Source organism: Arthrobacter sp. MYb229, assembly GCF_002975405.1.
Taxonomy (GTDB): Bacteria; Actinomycetota; Actinomycetes; order Actinomycetales; family Micrococcaceae; genus Glutamicibacter.
Map to the genome: position 1 here is coordinate 236,953 of NZ_PCPS01000002.1, position 18,128 is coordinate 255,080.

Genomic DNA, 18,128 nt, shown 5'->3' on the forward strand with positions numbered 1-18,128 from the left:
GACCCATTGAGTTATGACACTCTGTGTCATAATATGAAGTTACTATTGTCTAAGTAATCAGAAAGAGCGGTCATGAGCACGGAAAACGTTTGGCAGGAAAAAATCACCCCGGCACGTTTTGACGGCAAAACCGTCATTGTCACCGGCGCGGGTTCAGGCATCGGCAAGGCGACCGCCCTGCGCGTGGCACAAGAAGGCGGCAAGGTGATCGCGGCAGATATCAGCGGTGAGCGCCTCGGCGAATTGGTCGCAGAAAACCCGGAGCTGAGCATCGTTGCGGTAGCCGGTGACATCACCGATCAGCACGTCGTTGATCGGATCGTTGCCGCTGGCGAAGGCAAGGTCGATGCCCTGGCCAACGTCGCGGGCATTATGGACAAGTTTGAGCCCATCCATGAGGTGGAAGACTCCACCTGGGAGCGCGTGTTCAACGTCAATTTGAATTCGATCCTAAAGCTGACCCGGTCCGTAGTGCCCCTGATGCTAGAGGCCGAAAGCGGCACGGTTGTGAACGTCGCCTCGGAAGCGGGGCTGCGCGGCTCGGCAGCAGGCGTTGCCTACACCGCCTCGAAGCATGCGGTGGTCGGCATGACCAAAAACTCGGCCGTCATGTACGGGAAGAAGGGGATCCGCTTCAACGCAGTCGCCCCTGGTGCGGTGCAGACCAACATCGAGGCGCCGATGGATTCGGCATATGCCCAGCAGGTGATTGCGCCGCTGATGAGCATCATTCCCGGCATGGCAACCGCGGCTCAGTTGGCAGCTTCCATCACCTTCCTGCTCAGCGACGACAGCACCAACATCAATGGTGTGGTGCTTGCCTCGGACACCGGTTGGAGCGCCATCTAGTTTCGCAGATCTAATGCCCCAGTGCCGCTTTAGTACGCAGCTAGTAGGCGCCGGGCTAGGTTGCTGGCCAGAATTGCGAATTTGACCCAGGTGGGCAGAACCACTGAACCGGTGCTTGTTCAACTCGGAGGAGGTCCCCGAGAAATCTTAGTTCCTTGGATAGCAGCCTAATCTTAGGTACCGGTGGGTGGGGTAGACATTGATCCAAAGATCCACCCAGCGCTGCGCCTGGAAATGGCTGCCAAGCGCCCCGCTGGCTGGATCATTGTTCGTACGGTCTTCCACGACAAATCCAATCACAGAGTTTGCCGCGTTTTTAGCTTTGGGGCGCCAATACCGGCAAGAACTTGCCCCATTGAATTTGGGATTCCCCGCGTTGCCCATCGGCGACCGCCGCGGCCTCTTTGAGCGAGGTGGTGACCATACTGAGCGCCGCGCACCTAGGTTGTCCAGCCACTGTTGTTTTGGATCGTCGCGTGACCCGGGTGACGGGCTACGTTCAACCAGACACTGTCGGAGGTTCTGAAAATCACCGGTTCGTGAATCCTAGAATCCGACGTTTTCACGGCCCTTTAGCGTCAACATCTCGCGGGCCTCGTCGGGGGTGGCGACTTCGAAGTTCAGTGCCTCGAGGATGGTACGGATACGGGTTACTTGCTCGGCGTTTGAGGCGGCAAGTTGGCCGGGCCCGATCCATAGCGAATCTTCTAGGCCAACGCGGACGTGAGAGCCCATCGCCGCACCTATGGTGGCCAGTGGCATCTGATTTTTACCGGCACCCAGGATCGACCACTCGTAGGAATCGCCGAAGAGCCGGTCGGCGGTCCGACGCATGTGCATGAGATCCTCGGGGTGCGCCCCGATGCCGCCGAGCAGCCCGAAGACAGACTGGACGAAGAGCGGTCCGCGGGCCAAGCCGCGTAATTGGAAGTGCGCGAGGTTGTTCAGGTGCGATATGTCGTAGCACTCGAACTCGAAGCGGGTGTCGTTCGTATTCCCGATCTCCAAGATCTTTTGGATGTCGGCGAAGGTGTTTTTAAAGACGAGATCCCGGGAGTTCTCCAGACCTTCACGTTCCCACTCGTGGCCAAATTCCTTGAAGCGATCAAGCATGGGGTAAAGCCCGAAGTTCATCGATCCCATGTTCAGCGAGGCGAGCTCCGGTTTGAACTCGATTACCGGGCGCATCCGCTCTTCCACGCTCATATGCGGTGATCCACCGGTAGTGATGTTGATGATGGCGTCGGTGTTGGCCTTGAGCCTGGCCAGAATGGGCTCGAAGTGGGCGGGTTCCTGCGAAGGGCGCCCATCCTTCGGGTCCCGTGCATGCATGTGCACGATCGAGGCCCCGGCCTCGGCGGCACCGATTGCGGCATCGGCGATCTCATCGGCTGTGACCGGCAGATAAGGGGACATGGTGGGGGTGTGGATGGCGCCGGTAACGGCGGAGGTAATGATGACCTTGCGTGATGTTGCCATGATGGTGTCGATTTCCTTAGTAGAGCTTTTCGGTGTTGCCGTCAACTGCCATGGCCTGGCCATTGACGCTGCGGGCAAGGGAACTGGACAGGAACACTGCCATGTCGGCGATGTCGCCGGGTTCGGCAAGCTGGTTCAGCGAGGACTGGCGGTGGTAGAGATTGGAGACTTCCTCAAGCGGGCGATCGAGCATGTCTGCCTTGGCCTTGATGACGGCTTCGATGCGCGGTCCGTTCACGGCACCTGGGCAGATGGCGTTGACGCGAATGCGCTCGTCACCCAGCTCGATGGACAGTGTTTTTGTCAGCCCGATCACTGCCCATTTGGAAGCCGAGTAGGGGCTTCGCCCGGCCATGCCCAGTCGTCCCGCGGCCGAAGAGAGATTGACGATCGAGGCCTCAGACCCCTTGCGCAGCAGTGGTAGCAGGTGCTTGATGCAATAGAACTGCCCGTGCACGTTGACGTCGAAGGTGGCCTTCCAAGCTTCGGCATCGAGAGTCTCGACCGGTCCGGTGGGCCCGGCGATTCCGGCGTTGTTGACCAGCACGTCCAGTCCGCCCAGCTCTTTGCTGACCGTGGCGGCGAGTTCAATGACCTGGGATTCATCAGACACGTCGCTTACTGCCGCAGCGAATCCTGCCTTGCGGGCCGCCTCGACGGCCGCCGGATTTATATCCGTGACGAACACGGACGCCCCGAGGTCCTTGAATGCGGTGGCGATGGCCAAGCCAATACCGGCGGCTCCCGCCGTGACCAGCACCCTGCGCTGGGTAAAATCCAGTTTGTTCTCCATGGTGGTGTTTTTCTTTCTTGGTTCGTGGGAAATCTAGTGTGCGGCGACGGAGGACTTTGCAGGGTCTTCGGTACCGCGCTTGAGCTTGCGGGTCAAAAGAGCGCCGATGGTGCACATGGCGACAATGAACCAGAGGCCTGAGATCTTGCTGCCGGTGGCTTCCTCCATGAAGCCCATGACGTAGGGGCCGAGGAACCCGCCGAAGAGGCCGATGGTGTTCACGAAGGCGATGCCGCCTGCCAGCGCTGCACCGGAGAGGCGCGTTGCCGGGTACGTGAAGAGGATCGGCTGCAGGGCGAAGAAGTTGAAGGCGGCCAGGCAGAAGCCGATCATGCCCAGGATCGGGCCTCCGATGGCCCCGAGTGTGAAACCGGCGACGATACCGACCATTGTGGAGGTGGCGATCAATCGGGAGCGGGATGCGTTGGTGGCCAGTCGCGGCAACAGCAGGGCGCCGGCGGCGGAGAAAATCCATGGAATGGAGGTCAGCAGGCCGATCTGGATAGTGTTCAAAGCGCCGTAGGTGCCGATGATCGAGGGCAGGAAGAAACTCAAAGCGTAGACGGCAATCTGGTGCGTGAAGTAGATGGCCACGACCAGCAGGATCTGTTTGTCCTTTAGCACGTGGCGCAGCTTCGAGTTTCCGGAGGCCTTGGCCCCTGCGGTCTCCTCTGCCAGGATGCTTGCCTCGAGGTCCTCGGCTTCCTCCCGAGTGAGGAATTTGGATTCGGTGGGCTTATTGGGCAGGCACTTCCAGACGACGAAGGCAAGGATGCAGGCGGGGATGCCCTCGATGATGAACATCCACTGCCAGCCGTGCAGGCCGCCGAGTCCGTCAAGGGTTAGCAGTACGCCGCCCAGCGGGGCTCCGACGATGTTGGCGATGGAAACTCCGAGCAGGAACATGCCGTTGGCCTTGGCGCGGTCCTTGACCACGAACCACTGGGTGATGAAGTAGATGACGCCGGGGAACAGCCCAGCCTCGGCGATGCCCAGCAGCATGCGCAGGATGTAGAAGGACCATTCGCCTTGTACGAAAGCCATGCAGGCAGAGAGGATTCCCCAGGTGATCATGATGCGCATGATCCAAAAGCGGGCACCGACCTTGTGCATGATCAAGTTCGAGGGGATCTCAGAGAGGGCATAGGTCAGAAAGAACAGCCCGGCGCCGATGCCGTAGGCTGTGGCGGAGATTCCGAGGTCGATTTCCATCCGGTCTTTGGCCATGCCGATGTTGGTCCGGTCGATGAATGCCATGACGTACGCGGCAATCAGCAGCGGCATGATGCGCCGGAAAATGATCTTGTTGACGACTTCGGGGGACCGTTTTGTGGTCGTCTTTGCTTGTTTAGACATGTCAATGACTTTCTGGATCGGGCATGGTGGAAGAAGGCGGGGCGAGCGTCAGGGGATCAAGATTTTAGAGAGAATGGTTTATTGGGCGCCAAGGTCGGCTTGGCAGCCGCAGGTGCGACCGGTATGCAGTCGGTGACCGCATACCGAATGTTTGTAGGTGCTTCGCGGACGGGTGATCTGGTCAAGGAGGAGTTCGAAGGAGCGCTCAGCCATTTCTTTGACGGGTTGGACGATTGTGGTCAGCCCGATTAATCCGGAACGGCTGTGCGGCAACCCGTCGCTTCCGACCACCGCCACGTCATCTGGGATGCGCAGTCCGAGAGATAGCGCATGTTCCATAACGCCAATGGCGATCTCATCGGAGCCGCAGACAATTGCTCGTGGAGGATTCGGTGAGCCGAGGAGTTTTTCGGCGGCTACACGGCCGCCGTCTGAATTCAGCCTGGTACTGATCTTTCGCTCCCCGGTGATGAGCACGCCGACGGCTGCGGCCGTGCGCACGAAGGCATGTTCACGGGCCAGCGACGCGGTTGAAAAACGTGGCCCGATGACTGTGGCTATGTCCGTGTAGCCGTGGCCCAAGATGTGGTTCATGAGATCGGTGGCGGCGGCATCGTCGTCGATGCCTACGAAGTCGCCGGGAAGGTGGTCCGAGCGACGGGAGAGGCATACATAGGGGATGCGCTTTTGGCGCAGCGTTCGCAACGCCCTGGAGTCTTCGCGTAGCGCGGCGGCGGAGATGACGCCATCCACGTTCCTAGCAGCTAGAGTTCCGGCGACCTGGGCGAGCGATTCGGGCTCGTCCTGGGTGGTAGCTACGAAGACCTCGAAACCCTCAGCGGCCGTGGCATTAATAATGTGCTGCGCCCAACCCGTGTACATCTGATTGACGATGTTCGGAAGAATTAATCCCACGACCCGAGTCAGCAGCGGATCTCGACCCGCGATGTTCCTTGACGGGCGGAATCCCATTTCATTGGCAATCTTCACGACGTGCCGCCGAGTCTCCAAAGAGGCTCCGGGGCGCCCATTCATGATGTAGCTGACAGTGGCCGTGGAAACGCCCGATGCACGGGCTACCGCGGCGGCTGATACGCGGGCCGGACGGACTGGTGGGGTTTCGGTCGTGCTCGGCATCTTTGCCTCCTTTTGCGGTGTCGCTTCTAAAGCGTGTTATTCCTTGGCGTGTGATGACCATTACAGACCTGAGATTTACGTTAAGCAACGTTAAGCGACCGGAGCCAGGGCGAATTCCCCCTTTTGATTGGAACCGGAACGATCCTTCGCCCGGTCATCAGCTGATTCATAAACTACGAAAGAAAGAGCGCATAAAGTTTCTTACTAAAGCCCATGCCTTGATTCTGACCTCGAGTGCCTGAGGCGCAGGCTGAGTGAAACCGCAGCAATGCGCACAGCCGTCGCAATGGGCGGTGAAATCTAAAGTAGATATTCTGGATGTCGTCGGTGCACGGTCTCGGTTTCTTTGTCCGTAGGAACTCGTAGACAGACTAATTTTCCGCGAACTTCGAATCTCGGCACAGTCAATCTGCCGTGAGAGTGAAGGCATCGCAGGCCTACTGCCACACGTACACGCCCGTACCGGATGGTGCAGATTCATGGAATGTGCGCGAATTTATGAGGTGATCTGCATACTGGACACGTGGCTCATCTTCCAGAAAAAGGGGCGAGGAATCCGCGACCCGGGTATGAACAATGCCTGGACCGCGGGACACTCGCATATTGGTCATCGAGCCAGCAGAATCGTCTGCGGATTCACGTGAGCGAGGAATTGGATCCGGAAAACGAAAAACAGCGACTCCTGGCCACTCTCTATCGGTGGCAAGCTAGGGATTGGATCCATGTTCGTGCGATGATTGTTTTAAATCTATCCCCGCGAGAGGCAGGGGGGTTGGCCGCCACTCGGCGGAAAAATTCTCGAATCGACACACCACCCTAAAGGCTAGACTGCGCAGCAGGAAGCCCAGAGGCGACGGAGTGTACTTTCGACAGACAAGGAGGACCCAAGGTGCTAGGGGAATTACCATCAGCCATCAGTGGGCAGCGAGTCGCCGACGAATTGCGGAGACTGATCCTCGAAGGCGAATTCAAGCCGGGGCAGCGTTTAGGGCAGGAAATGTTGGCCGATCGGTTCAATGCGAGCCGAATGCCGGTTCGCGAGGCCTTGCGCCAACTTGAGGCCGAGGGGTTAGTCTCGATCGTCCCGCATAGCGGCACCTGGGTGGCTAAGCTGGATGCCTTCGAATTTGATCAAACGTACAAGATGCGCGAGGTTGTCGAACCACTAGCTGTCCGCGAGAGCATCCCCAACCTCTCAGATGCTCAAATCGACCGGCTCGGCGAGTTGGTCGAGGAAATTGACGCGACTGCAGGACCGCATCGCGACGTAGAGGGATTCCTTCGCTTGGATCGGGAATTTCATTTGCTCACGTACGCAGGTGTGCGCCACCAACCGCTTCTCGATTTAGTTCTGCGGCAGTGGAACACTACGCAGCACTATCGTCGCCTGCTTGTACACCGTCAGTCGGTGGAGGATGTCGTCGCAACGAATCTGGACCACGCGCTGATTCTCGATGGAATCCGACGCCGGGATCCGGAATCTGCCGCCGCCATGGTTCACCTGCATATTCGACGGACCAGGAATACCTTGGTTGACCCTACAGATGACACATTCGTGTAATTGGATCCAAATCTGAGTTTAGTGTAAATATTAATTACCCTCACGCCGCTACCAACGCAGGTAGCGGCGTTGTTATTTTCCCCGTGTTTACTGTATTTTTTGGGAAATCTATTCTTGCATCGTAATGTCCGATGCTGTAGACGCTGGTAGTTTGATGAAGTGTTTTCTCACGATTGGATACAATTTACTTGACCTGAGTCACATGCCTGTGTTTATCTGGAACCTATTGGATCCAATCTTGAATCTTGGATCTCCGGGTTACCGAACGCTCCGGCGTCGGAGAGCCCCAAAAATACGTACTTATGAAAGGCAAGACGACGATGTCAAACCCATGGTGGCCTTCGGCTTCTGCTGATTCGGTGTTCCTCTCCCCGGCAGCCGTGATCGGCGGAGCCGGAGCGGTGCGCAATCTCTCGGAGATTCTTTCCACCCAGCTCGCAATCAAGACTGGATCCATTTTGCTGGCCGTGGATGACGCCGTGGCAGCCGCCGGGCTCATCACTCCCGTCGAGGACGCACTGCGCGAGGCGGGCTACGAAGTCCACACCCGCGGAGGATTCGGTGCCGAACCTTCGGCAGAGATCGTTGATGCAGTGGCCGCCGAAGCTCGGGCGGCTGGTATTTCCGCGGTCGTTGGCATCGGTGGCGGTTCGGTTTTGGATTCGTCCAAGATCGTCGCCCTGCTGTTGCGCAACGAAGGCGGTTCGGGGGACTGGACCGGAGTGGTGGCCCCCGAAAATGGGGTGGCACCACTGGTACTTGTTCCCACCACCTGCGGCACCGGCTCGGAAGCCACTCGCATCGCTATGGTCACGGTGGAGGGTAGCAAGCGTGCTTCCAGTTGCGCCCTGTATGTCCCGCGCGTCGCGGTGATAGACCCCGAATTGGTGTCTTCGCTGCCTAAATCCGTGATCGCGGCTACCGGGATGGACGCTCTGGCCCACGCCATCGAAGCGCTCATGTCGACCAGCGCCTCCGTGCTCTCCTCCCACCACTCCCTGCGCGCCATCGAGCTGCTGGTCGGCAACCTGGAAAAGGCATACAACGGGGACAAGGATGCGTTGGCCAATGTCCTGTGGGCCTCGCATATCGCGGGCCAGTCACTGAACGCGGGCGTAGTGCTCGGCCACTCGCTGGCCTACTGCCTCGCGCACGAGCAGCCCATGCCTCACGGGGTGTCCTGTGCGATCGCCCTGCCTTACTGCATTGCCTACAACCAGAACCTGGAACCTGGATTGGCCAAGCTCATCGCCTCGGCGCTGACCGGCGGGCAAAGCGAGGACCTGCGAGTCGCCGCTACGGAGGTTTCGGAGCTCTCTGGTCGCATGGGACTTCCGCGGACGCTTGCCGAAGCGCGCATCAACCCCGACTCCGTCCCGGAAATGGCGAGATTGTGCGCGACCGACTATCCACGTCCCACTAACCCGGAGCCCTTCGACGAGCAGCTCCTTGCGGATCTTTTCCGCTCCATGGAGTCCGGCGATTTGGATCTCGCCTTCGCCGCCACCGCCCGCTGACACATCCTCAGAAGGAAAGACTTTAACCATGACTTACGGACTACTGAAGAACCTCGTCAACGGGGAATTCGTGGCCTCCGATTCCGGAGCCCAGATTGATGTCTACAACCCCGCAACCGCCGGGGAAAAAGTCGGCTCGGTGCCGGCCATGAGCAGCGATGAGGTCGCCCGGGTCTTCGCCGCCGCCGAAGCCGGGGCGAAGACCTGGAAGAAGACCAACCAGCTTCAGCGCGGACGTGTCCTGCTCAACGCCGCGGCGTTGATCCGTGAACGCAGCGATGAGCTGGCCTCGCTGATCGTCACCGAAATGGGTAAGACAAAGGCCGAGGCTACCGGAGAGGTCGGCAAGACCGCCGAATTCTTCGAATACTACGGTGGCATGGGCCGCGACAGCTACGGCGACTTCCTCGCCGACGCCCGCCCCGGAACCTTTGCCGCGCGCATCGTCGAGCCGCTCGGCGTAGTCCTGCTCATCACCCCGTGGAATGACCCCTTCCTGACCCCGGCCCGCAAACTGGGTCCGGCGCTGATCTCCGGCAACGCGGTGGTCATCAAGCCCGCCACGGTAACCCCGCTGATCACCCTGCGCCTGGCCGAAATCCTGCACGAGGCTGGTCTGCCCGCCGGCGTGCTGGGCACGGTTACCGGCCGCGGTTCCGAGCTGGGCGACGCACTCTTCGACTACGCCGGACTTCGCGCGGTGTCCTTCACCGGTTCCACCGCGGTGGGCAAGGGCATCCAGGCGAAACTGGCCGGCGGCGGCATCCGCGTGCAGACAGAAATGGGCGGAAAGAACGCGGCGGTCGTCCTAGACGACGCCGACCTTGACCTGGCCATTCCGACCATTGTCGCGGGGGCCTTCGCGCAGGCTGGACAGCGTTGCACGGCCACCAGCCGACTGATCGTCCAGAAGGGGATTGCCCTCGATGTGCGCACCCGCATTGCCGATGCCGTGGCGAAGCTGCGCGTCGCGGCCGGCTCTGGTGAGCAGGTTGACCTCGGACCGGTAGTGGACGAGGGCGCGCAGAGCACGATCCGCGGCCACGTCGAGAGAGCCATCACGCAGGGTGCCGAGGTGATTGCCCGCCGCGAGCTCGAAGGCGAGGCCGCCACCGCGGGCGCCTTCGTGGAGCCTACCTTCCTGGGCATCACCACCGAGCATGACATCTGGAAGGAAGAGGTCTTCGGGCCGGTGCTGGGCATGGTCGAGGTGGATTCGCTCGACGAGGCAATCGCCGCGGTCAACGACTCCGCGTACGGGCTGTCCAGCGCAATCTTCACCCGCGATCTGGCCAACGCCTTCCGCTTCCTTGAAGAGGCTGACACCGGCCAGATCTCGATCAATCAGCCCACCACCGGCTGGGACATCCACCACTCCTTCGGCGGATTCAAGGATTCCGGCTCCGGGTACAAGGAGCAGGGTCGGGACGCGCTGGCGTTCTACACCCGCATCAAGGCCGCGGCAATCCGCACGCACTAGGGCAGAAACTTCGAGAGGAAACGCACCATGAACAACGAACTCTTTTCCTTGACCGGCCGACGCGCCGTCGTCACCGGCGGCGGTCGCGGGTTGGGCAAGGCCATTGCGGCCGGTCTGGCCTCCGCGGGCGCCACCGTGGTGGTGGTCTCCCGGACCGCCGCGGACGTCGAATCAGCTGCTGCGGAACTGGGCGCCAATGTTCATCCGCTCTCCCTCGATGTAGCCAGCGGCGCGGCCGGGCAGATGGTTGACGCCATGGAAAAAGCAGCTGGCGGGGCCATAGATATCGTGGTCCACGCGGCCGGGGTCCAGCACCGCCAGCCGGCCGAGGAATTCGACGCCGAGGCTTGGGATCACGTGTTGCGAGTCAACCTCACCGCTCCCTTCGCGCTCAGCCAGGAAATCGGCCGACGCCAACTCGCGGGGGAGCGGGGCGGCAGCCACATCTTCGTCGGATCGCTCACCAGCCTGATCTCGGTTCCGGATGTGGCCGCCTATACGGCTAGCAAGTCCGGAGTCTATGGGCTGGTACGCAACCTCAGCACCGAATGGTCCTCGCGCGGCATCCGGGTCAATGGGATCGGGCCCGGGTACTTCCGCACCGCGCTGACCGAGAAGGTCTTCGCCGACGAGGCGCGCTACCAGAAGATGCTGGACCGAATTCCCATGGGCCGCTTCGGCAATCCGGAGGAATTGGCCGGCACCGCGGTATTCCTCGCTTCGGATGCTGCCAGCTACCTCACCGGCCAGCTGCTGATGGTCGACGGCGGCTGGACCGCCTCCTAGGCGCCAGCCATTCGACCACCCATCACTCACACCGAACATCGGAGACAAAGATGTCACCCACCGAGCGTGGATTTAACCGGAGGTCATTTCTCCGGTACTCCGGAGCGGGTCTGCTTGCCTTGGCTGCGGCTCCCGCACTGGCCAGTTGCGCCTCCCGCGGCACGGACGCAACCACCCTGCGACTGGGGGCCATGTACCCTGTATCGGGCACTAACGCTCTGCTCGGCGAGGAATCATGGCGCGGAGTGCAGATCGCCACCGACCTGCGCAACGCAGGTGGAGGTGTCGCTGGCAAGCAGATCGAAATGGTGTTCGCCGACGTTCCGGATGTGAACACCGCGGCCTCGGAGGCCCGGCGCCTGGTGTTCAACAAGAACATCAAGCTCGGCTTCGGCACCTACAGCTCGTCGCTGGCTCTGGCGGCGACCGAAGTCTTTGCCCGCACCGGAAACGCCTACGTGGAGCTCGGCGCGGTCTCCGAGGCAGTGACCACCCGAGGCTATGACAAGGTCTTCCGACTGAACCCCACGGCCGCGGACATGACCGGACTGCATATGGACTTCATCCAGAACTACCTGGCCGGAGCGCTGGGCAAGCCAGTGAAGGATTTACGCGTGATGATGCTCCACGAGGACTCCTCCTACGGGCAGTCCATCGTTTCGCTGGCCAAGGCAGCGGCTGACAAAATCGGCCTGCAGCATTTCGAAGCGGAACCCTACAGCGCCAAGTCCACCGATCTGTCATCCACCGTGCTGCGCATGAAGTCGCAGGAGCCCGACATCGTCCTGGCCGTGTCCTATGCCGCGGACGCGGTCCTGCTCGGCCGCCAAATCCGCGACAACAATGTCAAGCTCGGCGCCTTCGTGGGCACCGGTGGCGGCCACAGCCTGGCCAGCTTCCAGAAAGCGCTCGGCGATGCGGCGGACGGGGTGTTCGACGTCGACTTCACACAGATCCACGTCAACCGCGACTTCACGCCGGGCATCGAGGACTTCATCTCCGAATACCACAAACGCTGGAACGCGGAACCGGCCTCCGGACATTCGCTGAGCAATTTCACCGGCGCCCAGATGCTCTTCGACATCCTGGAGACCACCGGGGGAAACGACGATCCGGAGGTGTTCGCCGCCGCGGCGCGAAAGTACCACCGAGAGGCCGGGACTTCGGCCGCCGGGTGGGGCTACGAGCTCGACGCGCAGAACCAGAACCAACAGGGAAGCATGTACGTCATGCAATGGTCCGGCTCCAAGCTGGAGACCGTCTACCCGCCCGAGGCCGCCGTCCGCGCGCCGAAACTCATCACACCATTCGGTTTGTGACCGATAGGAGCCTCTGATGGATTATCTCTTGCAAACAATGGTCGCCGGGCTAATGCTCGGAGGCGTGTACGCCCTCGTGGCGGTCGGACTGAACCTCATTTTCGGCGTCGTGAAGATCATCAACTTCGCGCATGGCGAGCTCGTCATGGCGGGCATGTACCTGACCTGGTGGCTGTGGAGTGCTTGGAATATGAACCCCTACGTGTCGCTGGTCATCGTCACCCCGGTGATGTTCTTGGCCGGCATCGCGATCCAGAAGTTCATCCTGAGCCCGATGCAGAATTCCTCCCCGACCATGAAGATCTTCGTGACCTTGGGGTTGTCGGTGTTCTTGCAGAATCTGGCCCTCTGGATGTTCGGCGGCCAGTTCCGCGCGGTGAACTTCCCCTGGGCCGAGCAAAACCTGAGCCTGCTGGGCATCAACGTGACCTACGGCCGGCTCACCGCGTTCATCGTGGCGCTGGCTCTGGTGCTGGCGCTTTTCTACCTGATGAAGCGCACGCTCGTGGGCAAGGTGCTCAACGCGCTGGTCGAGGACCGCGAGACCGCGGGCCTGATCGGCATCCCGGTGAAGAAGTACTACCTGGCGGCCATGGGCATCGGAATTTCCCTGGCCGGCATCGCCGGCACCCTGATCATCCCCTTCCAGGCCGCCTACCCGCTGGTCGGCGCGCACTTCACCCTGCTCGCCTTCGTGGTCGTGGTGCTCGGCGGACTGGGCAACATGGCCGGCTCGCTGCTCGGCGGGTTGATCCTTGGAATCGTTGAAACCCTCGCCGGGACCTACGTCGACCCGGCTCTCCAGCAGGTGGCGGTCTTCGTCGTCTTCATCATCGTGCTGATCGTCCGCCCGCAAGGGATCTTCGGCGGCTCGGCCCGGAACGCGGAAGTTGGATTGAAGTGAAAAAGCTCAGCCTTCCCTGGATCATCATCCCCACGACAGTGGCCCTGCTCTTGCCACTATTCCTGCGGGACCAGTACTTCCTGCACATCAGCGTGCTGATCCTGATCTACACCGGGGTCACCGTCGCTTGGAACATCATGTCCTTCGGTGGCGTGCTGTCCCTGGGCCACGCGGCCTTCTTCGGCATCGGCGCCTACACCGTGAGCATCCTCTACGTGGATTACGGGGTCAACCCGTGGCTGGGCATCCTGGCCGCCATCATCTTTGCCGCCGTCGGCTCGCTGGTGCTGGCCATCCCGCTGCTGCGGCTGCGCGGGCCATTCTTCACCCTGGCCACGCTGGCCTATGTAGAGGTGCTGCGCCTGCTGGCCATCTGGGCCGTGCCCGTGACCAACGGTTCGGTGGGCATCACCACCCCGCCCACCCAGGGCCTGGCCTACATCTCCTTCGAGTCTCGCCAGCCGTACTACTACATCGCGCTGGCCTTCACGTTGGCCGCGATTGCGATCTCCATCTGGATCTACCGCTCGAAACTGGGCTACCACCTGCGGGCAGTGGCTACCGACGAGGACGCCGTGCGCGCCTTGGGTGTGCGCACCAACCGGGTCAAGCTGGGGTCGCTGCTGATCAGCGCCGGCATGACCGGAGCTTTTGGAGCTTTCGCGGCCCTGTACTTCTTCGTCATCGAGCCGGACACGCAATTCTCCGCCACGCTGTATTCCATCCAACCGGCACTGAACGGCATCATCGGCGGCATGGGAACCATCGCCGGCCCGATCGTCGGCGCGATCATCATGACACCGCTAGGCGAGTGGCTGCGCGTGACCTTCTCCGGTGCCAGCCAAGGCGTGAACTTCATGATCTACGGCGCGGTGCTGATCATCATCGTCCGCCTGATGCCAGGCGGTTTAGTTGAGGGCTTCAGGGCCATTGCCCGCAAGACCCGCCGCGGCGGCAAAGGACGCGGCGGAAAACGCTCGGCCGATGCGAAGACCACCAAGGAAGGAGAGTAAAGGCCATGGGCAACTCACTGCTTAGCGTAGAGAATGTCACCAAGCGATTCGGCGGCATCCAGGCGGTCGGCGGCGTCTCGCTGGAACTGGGCCATCAGGAAATCATCGGGATCATCGGACCCAACGGGGCCGGCAAAACCTCCTTCTTCAACCTGCTCTCCGGGATGTTCATCCCGGACACCGGCAAAGTCACCTTCGACGGCAAGGACATCACCGGCACCGATCCGGCGACCCGGGCCCGCATGGGTGTAGGTCGCACCTTCCAGGTAGTCAGGCCTTTCAAGGGCATGTCCGTCGCGGAAAACGTAATGGTGCCGCTGCTGGTCAACGACCCGGGGGTTTCCAAGGCGCACCGCAAGGCCATGGAATTGCTCGGCGACCTGGGCATCGCGCAGCTCGCCGACACCCCGACGGAAGCATTGACCCTCGCCCAGCGCAAACGTGTCGAAGTGGCCCGGGCGCTGGCCACGGAACCGAAGCTGCTGTTGCTGGACGAGGTGCTCGCCGGGCTGAACAGCCGCGAGGTCATCGATGTGCTCCCGTTCGTCACCACCGTGCGGGACCGCGGCGTGAGCATCCTGATGATCGAGCACATCGTCTCGGCCGTGATGGAAGTATCCGACCGCATGATGGTTCTGGATCACGGGAAGGTGCTTGCCGTGGGCGACCCGCAAACCGTGATCAAGGATCCCAAAGTCATCGAGGCATACCTCGGTTCCGATGAGGAAGAGTGAGGCAAGACCATGCTTGAGGTAATGAACATCTCCGCCTACTACGGCGACGCGCAGGCACTGGAAGACGTCACCCTGAGCCTTCCGGCGCACGGCGTCACGGCCTTCCTCGGTCCCAACGCAGCCGGCAAATCCACCACGCTGCGTGTGGTCAGCGGGCTTATTCCGGCAGCGACCGGAACCATCGAATTCGAGGGACGGGACATCACCGGCACATCGCCGCAGGAGCGTGTGGCGATGGGCATCGTGCACGTTCCCGAGGGTCGGCGGCTCTTCAACACTATGACGGTGGAGGACAACCTGATCCTCGGCGGCTACACGAAGCGCAAGGATCGCAAGACCGCCGCGCGGCTGGACGAGATCTACGACCACTTCCCGAAGCTGGCCGAGCGACGCAAACAAGAAGCCGGGCTGATGTCCGGCGGCGAGCAGCAGATGTGCGCCGTGGGACGCGGGATGATGGCCGGGCCCAAAGTTCTGATGATCGACGAAATGTCTCTGGGACTCGCACCCGTGATCGTCAAGCAGATGTTCGCGATCGTCAAGGGCATCGCAGCCACCGGCATGTCCGTCCTGCTGGTGGAGCAGCATGTGAAGAACGCGCTGGAGGTGGCCGACTTCGGCACCATCATCGACGGCGGCATTACTCGCGCCACCGGAACCGCGGCCGAACTGCGCGAAAGTGACGTGGTGCGGGAGTCCTACCTTGGGCACTAATGCCGGAACCATGGTGGCGCTGCGCAAGCGAAGCGGAACGCCTAGGGACGTCGGCTTGGAACGAGTTCCAGTTCCGGTACCCGGCCCCGGACAGGTGCTGGTGCGCTCCGAGGCAGTGGGACTGTGCGGCTCGGATGTCCACGCGATGCGCGCCGATACGGGCTACGAATGGGTGCCGACCCCGGTGACCCTGGGCCACGAGGTCTGCGGCACGGTGCTCTCCGCTGCGGATGCAGCCGGGGAGTCGCTCGTGGGTTCCCAGGTGGTAGTTATCGCGATCGACGGTTGCGGGCAATGCGCCCAATGCCTGGCTGGCCGCGGAAACTATTGCGCCAAGCGCACCTGCTTCGGCCTACATAACGACGGCGGACTTGCCGAATACTTTGTTGTCGAAGCCACCCGGCTCTGGCCGGTTGGCCAGGGTCTGGAACCCGCGTTGGCGGTGTTGATCGAACCTGCGTCCATCGCCCTCCAGGCACTGCGCGTGCTGGACGCGGATCTGAACGGTGTGCGGATTGGGATCTCCGGCCCGGGAGCCATTGGGCTGCTGTGCGGACTGGAATGCGTGCGCCGCGGCGCGGATGTGGTGATCTACGGTCCGGAATCCGGTGCGGAGACCCGGTTGGACTATGCCCGCACACTAGGGCTACGGATTGGCGATCCGGAGGGCGCCCGCGAAGCCGCAGATCATTGGGTCGAGGCTTCCGGGTCCGGCGGCGCGCTAGCAGGGGCAATCGCCGCGCTGGGCATGCGCGGGAAGATCGTGGTGCCTGCCATGTTCGGGCGGCTGCCGGAGGTGGACATGAACCAGATCGTGCGCAAGGGGCTGTCGCTACACGGATCCTACGGCTACATCCGCGAAGACTACGCCGCGGCCAGCAAATTGGTCGCCGAGCATCGTGAGGCGCTAGGTGAAATGTTCGAGGTCTTTGCCCTGGACCAGGTGGTGGACGCCATGTGCCGCACCGAACGTGCCGAGATCATCAAGGCGGTGGTGCTTCCCACGCTCTCCGCGGACCCGGAAGCGCAGCCGGGGATCCCAAATGTAAAGAGAATTGACGGCGCACAACCGGGCAGCTCGCTGCCCGGCGAGAGCGCACCGATAAAGGAAGAGAATAGAAATGTCTGAACGAATTGGCATCGTTGGCGGCGGCATCCTTGGTGTAGCGATCGCGCGCGCCCTCATGAACTCCGGTGACTTCGAGGTCACCGTGTTGGAGAAGGAAAGCCGGGTGGCCGCGCACCAGACGGGGCATAACTCCGGCGTGGTGCATGCCGGCTTGTACTACCAGCCCGGCTCGCTCAAAGCCACACTCTGCGCCCAGGGGCGCGAGCTGACCCGAGATTTCTGCCAGGAACGCAACCTTCCCTACCGGGAACTGGGCAAGCTGGTCGTCGCGGTGACCGAGGACGAACTGGGCAAGCTTGATGACATCGAGCGTCGCGCGCGGGAGAACAAAGTTCCGGGCATCAAGCGACTAGACGCCAAAGAAATGCGTGAGATCGAGCCGCACGTGGCCGGCGTCGCCGCGGTCCACTCCCCGGAAACGGCGGTGGTGGACTACTCAGCGATCACCGAGGCCATGGCCGAAGACGTGCGTCGCGCCGGAGGCAGGATCCTGCTGGGCCAAGAGGTAATCGCGGTGAACAACGCCTGCGGAACCGTGAACGTTTCGACGACTGCGGGGGCCCATACCTTCGACCGGCTGATCGTCTGCGCCGGGCTGCAGTCCGACGTGGTTGCCAAGATGGTTGGCGCCTCGCCGTCGCCCAAGATCCTGCCCTTCCGCGGCGAGTACTGGATGATGGCTACCGACAAGCGCGATCTGGTTAAAGGCATGATCTATCCGGTACCGGATCCGCGCTTCCCATTCCTGGGCGTCCATTTCACCCGCGGCGTCTACGACGAGGTGCACGTGGGCCCTAACGCGGTGCCAGCGCTGGCCCGCGAGGGCTATACCTGGGGTCAGATCTCGCTGAAGGACACCTTCGAATCGGCATCCTGGCCCGGCGCTCCGGCGCTCGCCAAGCAGCACTGGCTGATGGGCGTGCGCGAGATCTCCTCTTCACTGCTCAAACCGCTGTACTACCAGCAGGCCCGCCAGTTCGTGCCGGAGCTGAAATCACGTGACCTGACGGCGAAATCCGCCGCGGGCGTGCGCGCCCAGGCCTGGGACAAGGACGGGTCGCTGCTTGACGACTTCGCGGTGGATCAGGTCGGAGCGGTGACGCTGCTACGCAACGCGCCGTCGCCAGCCGCGACCTCGGCCATGTCCATTGCCGACTACGTATTGGAGAATTACCTCAAGGTGCTGCCGAAGAAGACCTTGTCATAATCAGCCAGACGAGTCATCGCCGGGACAGCTTATGAACTTTGCCGCCCCGCGATGAGTCGAGTCTGAATGGTTGCGCTGTCGGTTGCCTTGAAAAAGGGGCGCACGTCAGTGATGCATGTGAACGCTGCCTGAGGTGGATCCGAAACGCAT

Annotated in this window: 16 protein-coding genes; 12 read left to right on the plus strand and 4 right to left on the minus strand. The window is 61.6% G+C overall.

The window, feature by feature from the left end; genetic code table 11:
• Nucleotides 1–72 precede the first annotated feature (72 nt).
• Nucleotides 73–849: an SDR family NAD(P)-dependent oxidoreductase gene (locus CQ019_RS07620; RefSeq protein WP_105553979.1), complete on the plus strand. Its 777-nt coding sequence runs from the start codon at nt 73–75 to the stop codon at nt 847–849.
• 546 nt (nt 850–1,395) lie between these two features.
• On the opposite strand, the gene CQ019_RS07625 is transcribed toward CQ019_RS07620, so the two are convergent.
• From CQ019_RS07625 to CQ019_RS07640, 4 genes are all read right to left on the minus strand, one after another.
• A complete protein-coding gene (locus CQ019_RS07625; RefSeq protein WP_105553978.1) occupies nt 1,396–2,328 on the minus strand; it encodes a 3-keto-5-aminohexanoate cleavage protein in 933 nt (310 codons plus the stop codon).
• Nucleotides 2,329–2,344: 16 nt separating this feature from the next.
• Nucleotides 2,345–3,121: an SDR family oxidoreductase gene (locus CQ019_RS07630; protein ID WP_105553977.1), complete on the minus strand. Its 777-nt coding sequence runs from the start codon at nt 3,119–3,121 to the stop codon at nt 2,345–2,347.
• Nucleotides 3,122–3,154: 33 nt separating this feature from the next.
• Entirely contained in the window at nt 3,155–4,477 is a 1,323-nt protein-coding gene (locus tag CQ019_RS07635) for an MFS transporter (RefSeq protein ID WP_105553976.1), read from the minus strand.
• A gap of 78 nt (nt 4,478–4,555) precedes the next feature.
• Nucleotides 4,556–5,614 (minus strand): LacI family DNA-binding transcriptional regulator, encoded by a 1,059-nt coding sequence (locus CQ019_RS07640; RefSeq protein WP_105553975.1) that lies wholly within the window; start codon nt 5,612–5,614, stop codon nt 4,556–4,558.
• Between the two features lie 889 nt (nt 5,615–6,503).
• On the opposite strand from CQ019_RS07640, the gene CQ019_RS07645 reads away from it, so the two are divergent.
• The 11 genes from CQ019_RS07645 (at nt 6,504) to lhgO (ending at nt 17,978) form a co-directional block, all read left to right on the plus strand.
• The gene (locus CQ019_RS07645) at nt 6,504–7,175 is read left to right on the plus strand and encodes a GntR family transcriptional regulator (protein ID WP_219843940.1); all 672 of its coding nucleotides are present in this window, start codon (nt 6,504–6,506) and stop codon (nt 7,173–7,175) included.
• Between the two features lie 320 nt (nt 7,176–7,495).
• The gene (locus CQ019_RS07650) at nt 7,496–8,692 is read left to right on the plus strand and encodes an iron-containing alcohol dehydrogenase (protein ID WP_181148327.1); all 1,197 of its coding nucleotides are present in this window, start codon (nt 7,496–7,498) and stop codon (nt 8,690–8,692) included.
• 28 nt (nt 8,693–8,720) lie between these two features.
• Entirely contained in the window at nt 8,721–10,172 is a 1,452-nt protein-coding gene (locus CQ019_RS07655; RefSeq protein ID WP_105553973.1) for an aldehyde dehydrogenase, read from the plus strand.
• A 27-nt stretch (nt 10,173–10,199) separates the two neighbouring features.
• Nucleotides 10,200–10,958 (plus strand): SDR family oxidoreductase, encoded by a 759-nt coding sequence (locus CQ019_RS07660; RefSeq protein ID WP_105553972.1) that lies wholly within the window; start codon nt 10,200–10,202, stop codon nt 10,956–10,958.
• A gap of 50 nt (nt 10,959–11,008) precedes the next feature.
• Nucleotides 11,009–12,277: an ABC transporter substrate-binding protein gene (locus CQ019_RS07665; RefSeq protein WP_105569361.1), complete on the plus strand. Its 1,269-nt coding sequence runs from the start codon at nt 11,009–11,011 to the stop codon at nt 12,275–12,277.
• A gap of 16 nt (nt 12,278–12,293) precedes the next feature.
• The gene (locus CQ019_RS07670) at nt 12,294–13,181 is read left to right on the plus strand and encodes a branched-chain amino acid ABC transporter permease (protein WP_105569362.1); all 888 of its coding nucleotides are present in this window, start codon (nt 12,294–12,296) and stop codon (nt 13,179–13,181) included.
• Entirely contained in the window at nt 13,178–14,194 is a 1,017-nt protein-coding gene (locus tag CQ019_RS07675; protein WP_105553969.1) for a branched-chain amino acid ABC transporter permease, read from the plus strand. Before CQ019_RS07670 ends, CQ019_RS07675 begins: the two co-directional genes overlap by 4 nt.
• A 5-nt stretch (nt 14,195–14,199) precedes the next feature.
• The gene (locus CQ019_RS07680; protein ID WP_219843939.1) at nt 14,200–14,928 is read left to right on the plus strand and encodes an ABC transporter ATP-binding protein; all 729 of its coding nucleotides are present in this window, start codon (nt 14,200–14,202) and stop codon (nt 14,926–14,928) included.
• 21 nt (nt 14,929–14,949) lie between these two features.
• Entirely contained in the window at nt 14,950–15,642 is a 693-nt protein-coding gene (locus CQ019_RS07685) for an ABC transporter ATP-binding protein (RefSeq protein WP_258133616.1), read from the plus strand.
• Nucleotides 15,632–16,771, plus strand: coding sequence for a zinc-binding dehydrogenase (locus CQ019_RS07690; protein ID WP_105569363.1), 1,140 nt, complete (start codon nt 15,632–15,634; stop codon nt 16,769–16,771). The genes CQ019_RS07685 and CQ019_RS07690 overlap by 11 nt, the downstream gene beginning before the upstream one ends.
• Nucleotides 16,764–17,978: an L-2-hydroxyglutarate oxidase gene (gene lhgO / locus CQ019_RS07695; RefSeq protein ID WP_105553966.1), complete on the plus strand. Its 1,215-nt coding sequence runs from the start codon at nt 16,764–16,766 to the stop codon at nt 17,976–17,978. The genes CQ019_RS07690 and lhgO overlap by 8 nt, the downstream gene beginning before the upstream one ends.
• Nucleotides 17,979–18,128: the final 150 nt, after the last annotated feature.